At 73.9% G+C, this 10399-nt stretch carries 7 protein-coding genes and 2 pseudogenes; 5 read left to right on the top strand and 4 right to left on the bottom strand.

What is annotated here, in order from left to right; translation table 11 throughout:
- A pseudogene (locus tag ACZ56B_RS06125) lies at positions 1-624 on the top strand (hypothetical protein); the annotation flags it as partial.
- Here the strand turns inward: ACZ56B_RS06125 and ACZ56B_RS06120 are convergent.
- The 3 genes from ACZ56B_RS06120 to panB form a co-directional block, all read right to left on the bottom strand.
- Positions 625-1449, bottom strand: a complete 825-nt coding sequence (locus ACZ56B_RS06120) for an ABC transporter permease (protein WP_468786752.1) — start codon at positions 1447-1449, stop codon at positions 625-627. It lies immediately after the preceding pseudogene.
- On the bottom strand, positions 1446-2471 hold the full coding sequence (locus tag ACZ56B_RS06115; RefSeq protein ID WP_468786750.1) for an ATP-binding cassette domain-containing protein: 1026 nt from the start codon (positions 2469-2471) through the stop codon (positions 1446-1448). The genes ACZ56B_RS06120 and ACZ56B_RS06115 overlap by 4 nt, the downstream gene beginning before the upstream one ends.
- Before the next feature lie 119 nt (positions 2472-2590).
- On the bottom strand, positions 2591-3466 hold the full coding sequence (gene panB, locus ACZ56B_RS06110; protein ID WP_468786748.1) for a 3-methyl-2-oxobutanoate hydroxymethyltransferase: 876 nt from the start codon (positions 3464-3466) through the stop codon (positions 2591-2593).
- Positions 3467-3711: 245 nt separating this feature from the next.
- Between panB and ACZ56B_RS06105 the strand changes: the two genes are divergently transcribed.
- The 3 genes from ACZ56B_RS06105 (at position 3712) to ACZ56B_RS06095 (ending at position 7227) form a co-directional block, all read left to right on the top strand.
- The gene (locus ACZ56B_RS06105) at positions 3712-5304 is read left to right on the top strand and encodes an MFS transporter (protein ID WP_468786746.1); all 1593 of its coding nucleotides are present in this window, start codon (positions 3712-3714) and stop codon (positions 5302-5304) included.
- Positions 5305-5375: 71 nt separating this feature from the next.
- Positions 5376-5987: a TetR/AcrR family transcriptional regulator gene (locus ACZ56B_RS06100; protein WP_468786744.1), complete on the top strand. Its 612-nt coding sequence runs from the start codon at positions 5376-5378 to the stop codon at positions 5985-5987.
- Positions 5988-6174: 187 nt separating this feature from the next.
- On the top strand, positions 6175-7227 hold the full coding sequence (locus ACZ56B_RS06095) for an endonuclease/exonuclease/phosphatase family protein (RefSeq protein ID WP_468786742.1): 1053 nt from the start codon (positions 6175-6177) through the stop codon (positions 7225-7227).
- Positions 7228-7686: 459 nt separating this feature from the next.
- Here the strand turns inward: ACZ56B_RS06095 and ACZ56B_RS06090 are convergent, their stop codons facing one another.
- A complete protein-coding gene (locus ACZ56B_RS06090) occupies positions 7687-9453 on the bottom strand; it encodes an NAD+ synthase (RefSeq protein ID WP_468786740.1) in 1767 nt (588 codons plus the stop codon).
- A gap of 399 nt (positions 9454-9852) precedes the next feature.
- Here ACZ56B_RS06090 and ACZ56B_RS06085 point away from each other — a divergent pair.
- Positions 9853-10284: pseudogene (locus tag ACZ56B_RS06085) on the top strand (RrF2 family transcriptional regulator); the annotation flags it as partial.
- Positions 10285-10399: the final 115 nt, after the last annotated feature.

Below are 10399 nucleotides of genomic sequence, written 5' to 3'. Positions count from 1 at the left end.
AGCATGGTGGGGACTCCCTCCCCCTCTCCCCCCCCCCTCCCCCCCCCCCCCTCCCCCCACCCCCCCCCCCCCCCCACCCCCCCCCCCCCCTCCCCCCCTCCCCCCCCCCCCCCCCCCCCCCGGCTCTTCCTGGCCGGCTGGCTCGGCACGGTCGGGCGGACCGGCGAGGCACGGGAGCAACTGCGGCTGCTGCGCCAGGAGTTCCGCATCGCGCACTACGTCGTCTTCGACGCGTTCATCCTCGGGGCCGAGGGCTGGCTGGAGGTGGCCGACGGCCGCGACGAGCAGGGGCTGGTCATGATCCGCGAGGCGCTCGAGCGGGCCGGCGACCCGGTGTCCGCGGCCATCGCGCCCCACATGGGCACGTCGTTCCTCACCATGGGCGCCGCCGCCCTCGCCGGGGTCGACGGCGGGCGCCGCGCCCGTGACGCGGCCCGCTGCCTCGGCGCCGCCGACGCCGGGCTGCCGCCCGGGCACGTCGCCACGCGCGCGGAGCGCGAGGTGCGCGAACGCGCCGAGCGGCGGATCCGGGCGGCCCTCGGCGACGCGGCGTACGAGTCCGCGTACGCCGAGGGCGGCGGCCTCCCCCCGGAGGAGGCCGTCGCCCTGCTCGGACCGGCGTGATCAGGTCTTCGTACGGAACTTGTGGACGGCCACCGGCGCCATCACCGCCGTGATCCCCGCCGACCAGGCCAGGGTCAGCCACAGGCCGTGCGCGACCGGGCCGCCCACCATCAGCCCGCGTGCGGCGTCCGCCAGCGCGGACAGCGGGTTGACCCGGGTGAAGGACTCCAGCCAGCCCGGCATCGACCGGGGCGGCGCGAAGATCGACGAGCCGAACTGCAGCGGCATCAGCACCAGGAAGCCCATGGCCTGCACCGACTGCGCGTTCCTCATCACCACGCCCAGGGTGAGGAAGACCCACATCAGGGCCGAGCCGAACGCCACGGACAGCCCCACGGCGGCGAACAGCCCCGGCCAGTGGGTGACGTCGAAGCCGACCAGGACACCGACGACCAGGAGGATCGCGGTGGCGATCAGCATGCGCAGCACCTCGACCGCGATCTTGGCGAACAGCACCGAGCCGCGTCCGATCGGCAGCGACCGGAAGCGGTCCATGACCCCGGTGTTGAAGTCCTGGTTGAACCCGGTGCCCACTCCCATGGCCATGTTCATGCCCATCATGGCCATCAGGCCGGGCACGATGTACTGCACGTACGCCTCCTGCCCGCCGCCCAGCGACTGCCCGATCGAGCCGCCGAAGACGTACACGAACAGCAGGGTGAAGACGATCGGGAACAGCACGGCGTCGAACATCGACTCCGGGTCCTGGCGGATCCACAGCAGGTTGCGGCGCACCAGCGCCCCGGTGTGCCGCAGATGGGCGCGCAGCGGGATGCGCGCGTCCGGGCCCGGGCCCGTGGTGGTGAGGGGGGCGGTGGCGCTCATACGGCGGCCTCCTCGCGGATCCCGGCGGGCACGGCGTCCTGCGGGGCGCCGGCGCGGTGGCCGGTGAGGGACAGGAACACCTCGTCCAGGCTGGGCAGTTCGGTGGTGAGGGAGCTGAGGGTGACCCCGCGCGCGGTCACCGCGCCGACCACGGCGGTCAGCTGCTCGTCGCTGAGGATCGGCACGAGGACGGCGCCCCGCTCGGTGTCCACGGTGGTGCCGGCGAGCCCGGTGATGCCCAGCTCGTCGAGGTCGCGGGCCAGCGGGCGCAGCCGCAGCGGGTCGGCCGGGCGGATCCGCAGCGTACGGCCGCCCACCTTGGCCTTCAGTTCCTCGATGCCGCCGTTCGCGATGACCTTGCCGCGGTCCACGACGGTCAGCTCGGAGGCGAGCTGCTCGGCCTCCTCCATGTACTGGGTGGTCAGCAGCACGGTGACACCGTCCCCGACCAGCCGCTTGACCTCGTCCCACACCTCGTTGCGGGTGCGGGGGTCCAGCCCGGTGGTCGGCTCGTCCAGGTACAGCACGGCCGGCCGGCCGATCATGGAGGCGGCCAGGTCGAGCCGGCGCCGCATGCCGCCGGAGTACGTGGCCGCGGGGCGCCGGGCCGCCTCGGTGAGCGAGAAGCGCTCGAGCAGGCCGTCGGCGCGGGCCCGGGCCTCCTTGCGGGACAGGTCGAGCAGCCGGCCGATGAGGTACAGGTTCTCCCGGCCGGAGAGCTTCTCGTCCACGGAGGCGTACTGCCCGGTCAGCCCGATCACCCGGCGCAGCTGCCGCGGCTGGCGGACCACGTCGTACCCGGCGACGACGGCCCGTCCCGCGGTCGGGGCGAGGAGCGTGGACAGGATCCGCACCAGCGTGGTCTTGCCGGCCCCGTTCGGCCCGAGCACCCCCATCACGGTGCCCTCCCGCACGTCCAGGTCGACGCCGTCCAGCGCCCTGGTCCCGCCGTAGTGCTTGACCAGCCCCCGCACGGTGACGGCGCTGCCCGTGCCGCCGGCTCCTTCGTCTGTTCGCGTCATGGCACCGAGGCTGTCAGCCGCCGCCGACAGGCCGCCGACAGGCCGCCGACGGCCCGCCGACGGCGCGGGCCCCGCCGACGGGGGAGGATCGGCGGGGCCGGCCGTCGTACCGCGGTGGCTCAGTGGACGGAGTGCTCCTCCTGCGGGAACGTCCCGCCGACGACGTCCTCGGCGAAGGCCTTCGCCGCGCCGCTCATGACCTCACGCAGGTTCGCGTACTTCTTGACGAACTTCGGCACCCGGCCGCCGGTCAGCCCGAGCATGTCGGTCCACACCAGCACCTGCGCGTCCGTCTCCGGCCCCGCGCCGATCCCGACGGTCGGGATGTGCAGGGCCCGGGTCACCTCGGCGGCCAGCTCCGCCGGCACCAGTTCCAGGACCACGGCGAAGGCGCCCGCGTCCTGGACGGCCTTGGCGTCGCGCAGCAGCTGCTGGGCCGCCTCCTCGCCGCGCCCCTGCACCCGGTAGCCCATGGCGTTCACCGACTGCGGGGTCAGCCCGATGTGCGCCATCACCGGGATCCCGGACTCCACCAGCAGCTCGATCTGCCGGTGCGAGCGCTCCCCGCCCTCCAGCTTGACGGCGCCGACCCCGGCCTCCTTCACCAGCCGGGTCGCCGAGCGCAGCGCCTGCACCGGGCCCTCCTGGTACGAGCCGAAGGGCAGGTCGGCCACGATCAGGGCGCGCGAGGTGCCCCGCACGACCGCGGCGGACAGCATGGTCATCTCGTCGAGGGTGACGGGCACGGTGGTGTCGTACCCGAGGTGGCAGTTGCCCGCCGAGTCGCCGACGAGCATCACCGGGATGCCGGCCTCGTCGAAGACGGACGCGGTCATCGCGTCGTAGGCGGTGAGCATGGGCCACTTCTCGCCGCGCTCCTTGGCGGCGGCGACGTCGCGGACGGTGATGCGGCGGGTCCCCTTGCCCCCGTACAGCGCCTTGCTGCCGTCGGAGGGGCTCGGACCGGAGTTCTGGGCAGCCGGAAGCTGCGTCATGGCAACGGCTCCTAACACGTCATCTCGAGGCGCCCTGACGGCGTCCCCGGATCACGTCCATGGTGGCACCTCGGCCCGGCGAGGACCAGAGGAACCCCCGCCGGTTCTCCCCGCACGGCGTCCGCGGCCCCGCCGTCCCCCCCGCCGGGGGAATGGGCCGAACGGTCGCAATCTCCCGGCGGATCCCGGCATTGGGAGTACCGATACGAGACGGTCTCGTATCGGAAATCACTAGCCTGGGCCGCATGACCACTCCTGCCGCCCCCGTCCGCCGGGTCCCGGAAGCCGTGCACCGGCGCCGCTGGGCGATCCTCGGTGTCCTGATGACGAGCCTGCTGGTCGTCGTCCTGGACAACTCGATCCTGAACATCGCCATCAAGACGATCTCCACCCCCGCCCCCACCGGCCTGGGGGCCACCCAGAGCGAGCTGGAGTGGGCGATCAACGCCTACACCCTCGTCTTCGCGGGCCTGCTGTTCACCGCGGGCCTGCTGGGCGACCGGCTCGGCCGCAAGAAGGTGCTGATCGGCGGGCTCGCCGTGTTCGGCGCCGGCTCGGCACTGGCCGCGTTCTCCGGCTCCCCGGCCGAGCTGATCGGCTACCGCGCGGTGATGGGGCTGGGCGCCGCGTTCGTCATGCCGGCCACCCTGGCCGTCCTGATGAACGTCTTCGAACGCGACGAGCAGCCCAAGGCCATCGGCGTCTGGACCGGCGGCGTGGGGGTCGCCATCGCCATCGGCCCGATCACCGGCGGCGCGCTGCTGGAGCACTTCTGGTGGGGCTCGGTCTTCCTCGTCAACGTGCCCGTCGTGCTGCTCGTCGTCGCCCTGCTGCTGTGGCTGGTGCCCGACTCCCGCGACCCGGCCCCCGGCCGGCTCGACCCCGTCGGCGTCGTCCTGTCCGTGGCCGGACTGGTCCTGCTGGTCTACGGCGTCATCAGGGGCGGCCGGCTCGCCGACTTCACCGACCCCACGGCGCTGGCGGCCATCGGCGCCGGTCTCGCCGTGCTCGCCGCCTTCGTCCTGGTCGAGAAGCGCAGCGACCACCCGTCCGTCGACGTCGGGTACTTCCGGAACAAGGTCTTCTCCGCCGCGGTCGCCGCGACCGCGCTGGTCTTCTTCGCCCTGATGGGCGTGACGTTCTTCTCCGTCTTCTACCTCCAGAGCGTGCGCGGCCACACGCCGCTGCAGACCGGTCTGCTGCTGCTGCCGATGGCCGTCGCCCAGATGATCTTCGCCCCCCGGACCCGGCTGCTGGTGGACCGCTTCGGCCACCGCGCCACCACCACCGGCGGCCTGGTGCTGCTCGCGGCGACCCTGGCCGCGTTCGCCCTGCTGGACGCGGACACGCCGCTGTGGTTCTTCGAGGTCGTCCTCTTCCTGATGGGCATCGGCACCACCCACGTCATGACGCCGGTCAACGTCGTCGTCATGCAGACCCTGCCCCGCGAGAAGGCCGGCTCGGCCTCCGCGCTCAGCAACACCTTCCGCCAGGTCGGCGGCGCCCTCGGGGTCGCCGTGCTCGGCTCGGTGCTGTCCGCCGCCTACCGCACCGACATCGAGGACGAGCTCGCCCTGCTGCCGTCCGGCGCACGCCACGCCGCCGGCGAGTCCATCGAGGCCACCCTGGCCGCGGCGGACCGGCTGGGCGCGCGCGGCGAGGCCCTGGTCACCGCGGCCGACGCCGCGTTCCTGCACGCGATGCACGTCACCGCCCTGTGCGGAGCGGGCATCGCGGTCCTCGGCGCGGTCGTCACCGCGCTGTTCCTGCCGGGCCGCCCCCCGGCGGCCGGCGGGGAGGAGCGGGACCGGGAACTGGTGCCGGCGGCGGACCGGTGACCCCCGCCCGGTGGACCCTCCCCACCGGGCACCGGGGAGAATCGCCCCAGCGCACGAGAGGAGGCGGTGCCGTGAGCCCGGCCGGCACCGGCCCCGCGCGGGGCCGTCCCCGCAGCGAGGCCGTCGAACACGCCATCATCGAGGGGGTGATGAGGCTCCTGGAGGACGGCGTGCCCCTCGCGGAACTCTCCGTCGAGCGCATCGCCCGCACCGCCGGCGTCGGCAAGGCCACCATCTACCGCCGCTGGAGCGGCAAGGAGGAGCTCTTCGTCGACATCGTGCGCGCCGCCGAGCCCCCCGACCCCGAGTTCCCCGGCACCTGCCTGCGCGACGACCTCGTCGTCCTGCTGGAGTCCCTGCGCCGGCGCGCCCTGGCCAACCGGACGTCGGTGCTCCTGCACAACGTGCACGCCCAGATGAAGAGCAGCCCGAAGCTCTGGGCCGCCTACCACGACACCGTCGTCCTGCCGCGCCGCAGACTCGGCCTGGAGGTACTGCGCCGGGGCCGGGAGAACGGCGAACTGCGCACCGACGTCGACCTGGAGCTGCTCAACGACATCGTCGTCGGCCCCGTCCTCCTGCGCACCGTCATGCGCCCCGACGCCGACCTGCCGGACGACCTCGCCGAGCAGGTCGTCGACACCCTGCTCCAGGGCCTGCGACCCGTCGGGCCGCGTCCGTAGGGGGAATCCGGCGACCGCCCCGATGTGCGCGTTCCGTCACAGAACTCGCTTTCCGCGCCCCCGCCCGGAACTCCCCGAGCGGTCCCGCACGTCCTCGCACCCGTACGGCAGGAAAGGAACCGATCATCCCCTAGGGTCATACGGACACGGGGGAGACGGTATGCACGGCAAGGTGTGAGGCGACGGTATGGCGCAACAGGCGTACATGACGGAGACGGATCCCGGCGGTTCGGAGCCCGGCCGCCGGACAACCCGGCTTCGACGTCTGCTCGACCGCCTGACCAGAGGCTGGCGCGGCGACCGCCGCGTCTGGCGCCGGGGCCTGGTCCTGGCCGCGTGCGCGGCCCTGCTGTCCCTGGTCATGCTGGCCCACGCCCACATCCCGAACCGGGTGGGCAACCTGGGCAGCCTCCTGGAGACCTTCCTCCCCTGGCTGGGCCTGTTCGTCCCGCTCCTGCTGCTGCTGGCCCTGCTCCGCAGGTCGGCGACGGCACTGATCGCGACCGTCCTGCCCGCGGTGGTCTGGGTGAACCTCTTCGGCGGCCTGCTCACCGACAAGACCGCCCCCGGCGGCGACCTCACGGTGGCCACGCACAACGTCAACGCCCAGAACCCGGACCCGTCCGGCACCGCCCGCGACGTGGCCGCCGCGGGCGCGGACGTCCTGGCCCTGGAGGAGCTGAAGGCCTCGGCGGTCCCCATCTACGAGAGGGCGCTGGCTCAGACGTACCCGCACCACGCGGTGGTCGGCACGGTCGGCCTGTGGAGCAAGTACCCGCTGAGCGACGTGGAGGCCGTCGACATCCGCCTCGGCTGGAAGCGCGCGATGCGCGCCACGGTGACGGCCCCCGCCGGGCAGGTCGCGGTCTACGTCGCCCACCTCCCCTCGGTCCGGGTGAAGCTGGAGGCCGGCTTCACGGCCCGTCAGCGCGACAAGAGCGCGAACGCCCTGGGCGAGGCCATCGCCGCGGAGCCCCTGAGGAACATCGTCCTGCTCGGCGACCTGAACGGCACGATGAACGACCGCGCCCTGCACGCCGTCACCTCCCAGATGCGCTCCACGCAGGGCGCCGTGGGCAGCGGCTTCGGCTTCAGCTGGCCGGCCTCGTTCCCGATGGCGCGGATCGACCAGATCATGGTCAAGGGCGCCGAGCCGGAGAGCTCGTGGACCCTCCCGGCCACGGCCAGCGACCACCTCCCCATCGCGGCCCGCGTGAAGATCACCACACCGGACGACTGACCCCACGGCGGGAACCGACAACGACGTGCGCCCGGCGCCCGCCCGCGGCGGGAACCGGAAACAGCCACGGGCGCCCGCGCCCGCCCGCGGCGGGAACCGGAAACGGCCGTGGGCGCCCGCGGACGCCCGCGGCGGGAAGGGGACGGGGCGGGGGTGTCCGCCCGCAGCGGCCGGCGCGTCCCTCACCACCCCCGAGAAGTCACCGCCGTCGCGCCGGACCGAGGACGGACACCCCCGCCCCGGCCCCGACCCCACCGCCACCGCAGGCGCCACCCGCACCCCCACCGCACCGCAAGCTGCGCCGCAGGCCTCAAGACGCCCACCCCCACACACCCGCACCCGAAACCGCACCGCAGACGCACGCACCTCCGGCACAGCCCGCCGCAGGCACCCGCACCCGCACCCGAAGCCGCACCGCAGACGCACACACCCCCCGCTCAGCCCGCCGCAGGCGTCCGCTCAGCCCGCCGCAGGCGTCCGCTCCCGCCACCCGCTGGTGATCGGCAGCCGCCGGTCCTTCCCGAACCCCTTCGGCGAGATCTTCGTCCCCGGCGGGTACTGACGCCGCTTGTACTCCGCCCGGTCCACCATCCGCAGCGTCCTCGCCACCAGCTCCGGGTCGAACCCGGCCGCGACGATCTCGTCCGCCCCCCGGTCCCGGTCCACATACAGCTCCAGGATCGCGTCCAGCACCGGGTAGTCCGGCAGCGAGTCCGTGTCGACCTGCCCCGGCCGCAGCTCGGCGCTCGGCGGCTTGCTGATCGAGTTCTCCGGGATCGGAGGCGTCTCCCCCCGCTCCTGCGCCGCCCGGTTCCGCCACCGCGCCAGCCGGAACACCGTCGTCTTGTACACGTCCTTGATGGGCCCGTACGCCCCCACGGAGTCCCCGTAGAGCGTCGAGTACCCCACGGCCAGCTCCGACTTGTTCCCCGGCGCCAGCACGATGTGCCCCTCCTGGTTGGAGAGCGACATCAGCAGCGTCCCCCGCAGCCGGGCCTGCAGGTTCTCCTCCGCGAGCCCCGTCAGCCCCAGCGCCTCCATGTACGCGTCGAACATCGGCTCGATGGCCACCGTGCGGTAGTTCAGCCCGGTCCGCCGGGCCAGCTCCGCCGCGTCGTCCCGCGAGTGCCCGGACGAGTACTTCGACGGCATCGACACGCCGTACACGTTCCGCGCCCCCACCGCGTCGCAGGCGATCGCGGCGACGAGCGCCGAGTCGATGCCCCCGGACAGCCCGATCAGCACGGACTCGAAGCCGTTCTTCTCGACGTACGCCCGGAGTCCGACGACCAGCGCGGAGTACACCTCCTCGTCGTCGTCGAGCCGCTCCGCCTGCCCGCCGGCGTACTCCGGCTCGTACGCGGGCAGCGGCTCCCCGGACAGCACGACCCGGTCGATCCGCAGTCCGTCGTCGACGACGCCCGTCGGCGCGTCGGCCGCGGCGGCGGGCAGGTCGAGGTCGACCACCAGGCACTCCTCGGCGAACTGCGGCGCACGCGCCACGACCGAGCCGTCGCGGTCGACCACGATCGAGTCCCCGTCGAAGACCAGGTCGTCCTGCCCGCCCGTCATCGCCAGGTAGGCGGTCGTGCACCCGGCCTCCTGGGCCCGCTTGCGCACGAGCTCCAGCCGGGTGTCGTCCTTGTCGCGCTCGTACGGCGAGGCGTTGACGGACAGGAGCAGTCCGGCCCCGGCGGACCGGGCCGCGGGCACCCGCCCCCCGTCCTGCCACAGGTCCTCGCAGATGGCGAGGGCGACGTCGATCCCGTGCACCCGCACCACCGGCATGGTGTCGCCCGGCACGAAGTACCGGAACTCGTCGAAGACGCCGTAGTTCGGCAGGTGGTGCTTGGCGAAGGCCAGCGCCACCTCACCGCCGTGCAGCACGGCGGCGGCGTTCTGCGGCGCGCCCGCCGGCTGCCCGTACTTCGGCTGGGCGGCCGCGCTGCGGTCGAGGTAGCCGACGACCACCGGAAGCTCCCCGAAGCCCTCCTCGGCGAGCCGTGAGGCGAGCGAGCGCAGGGCGGCGCGGGAGGCCTCCACGAAGGACGACCTGAGGGCGAGGTCCTCGACGGGATACCCGGTCAGCACCATCTCGGGGAACGCCACCAGGTGGGCTCCCCGCTCGGCGGAGTGCCGGGTCCAGCGGAGGATCGCTTCGGTGTTGCCGTCGAGGTCACCGACGCGCGAGTCGATCTGATTCAGAGCGAGGCGTAGTTGAGGCACGGGCCCAGTGTAATCACCATAATCGTCAAAACGACATGATGTGAGGGGCGGCCACCGCACGGACCGGAACCGCACTCCGCCGCACCCCGCCGCATCCCGCGGCGCCGGGCCTCGCGGAGCCGGCCCGCACCGCACCACCCCGGCTCCCCACGGCGGGCGCGCCGCCCTCCGCTCCCGCGGCACCCCCGCCGTCAGCCCGGTCCCCGCCTCCCGCGCCTCCGCCACGCCCGGGCGAGCCGCTTCCCCGTCCTCCCGGCGGAGGCGGGGGGGAGTCGCAACGGACGACGGGACGCATGCCCGGACGAGGCCCGCGAAGGACGCGGTGTGGATCCGGAGGACCTCGTGAAGGTCCGCCCGGATAATTTGAAGCCCGGATACCGATTACCTACGCTGCCCGGTATGCGGCTGCTGCGCTCCACCGACCTGGCCCTGCGGGTCCTCATGCGCCTCGCCGTGGCCGGCGGCTCCCGGCCGACGACGCGCGACGTCGCGGCGGCCATGGACGTGCCCTACACCCACGCCGCGAAGGTCGTCGCCGAACTCCAGCACCGGGGCCTGCTCACCGCCCGCCGCGGCCGCGGCGGCGGGCTGGCCCTCACGGAGGAGGGCCGCGGCGCCTCCGTGGGCGCCCTGGTGCGCGCCCTCGAGGGCGAGGGCGACGTCGTCGACTGCGAGGGCGGCTCCGCCACCGCGCCCTGCCCGCTGCGCTCGGACTGCCGTCTGCGCGGCGCCCTGCGCCGGGCCCAGGAGGCGTTCTTCGCCGCGCTGGACCCGGTCACGGTGGCGGACCTCACCGCGGACCCGACGGGTCCGCTCCTGCTCGGTGTCCCGGGGGGGGGGGGGGGGGGGGGGGGGGGAACAGGGGGGGGGGGGGGGGGGGGAGGCGGGAGGGGGGGGGGGGGGGGGGGGAGGAGCAAAGGGGGGGGGGAAAAAACCATAGAGGGGA

This window comes from Streptomyces sp. NPDC034670 (assembly GCF_055574875.1).
The sequence above is the reverse complement of the archived record's forward strand: the minus strand, read 5'-3'. Positions and strand labels throughout refer to the sequence as shown.

What these genes read in the sequence shown, in the direction of transcription:
- ACZ56B_RS06095 (WP_468786742.1), top strand. Translation starts at nt 6,175, where the DNA reads ATGGCGCAACAGGCGTACATGACGGAGACGGATCCCGGCGGTTCGGAG.
- ACZ56B_RS06115 (WP_468786750.1), bottom strand. Translation starts at nt 2,471, where the DNA reads ATGACGCGAACAGACGAAGGAGCCGGCGGCACGGGCAGCGCCGTCACC.
- ACZ56B_RS06120 (WP_468786752.1), bottom strand. Translation starts at nt 1,449, where the DNA reads ATGAGCGCCACCGCCCCCCTCACCACCACGGGCCCGGGCCCGGACGCG.
- panB (WP_468786748.1), bottom strand. Translation starts at nt 3,466, where the DNA reads ATGACGCAGCTTCCGGCTGCCCAGAACTCCGGTCCGAGCCCCTCCGAC.
- ACZ56B_RS06105 (WP_468786746.1), top strand. Translation starts at nt 3,712, where the DNA reads ATGACCACTCCTGCCGCCCCCGTCCGCCGGGTCCCGGAAGCCGTGCAC.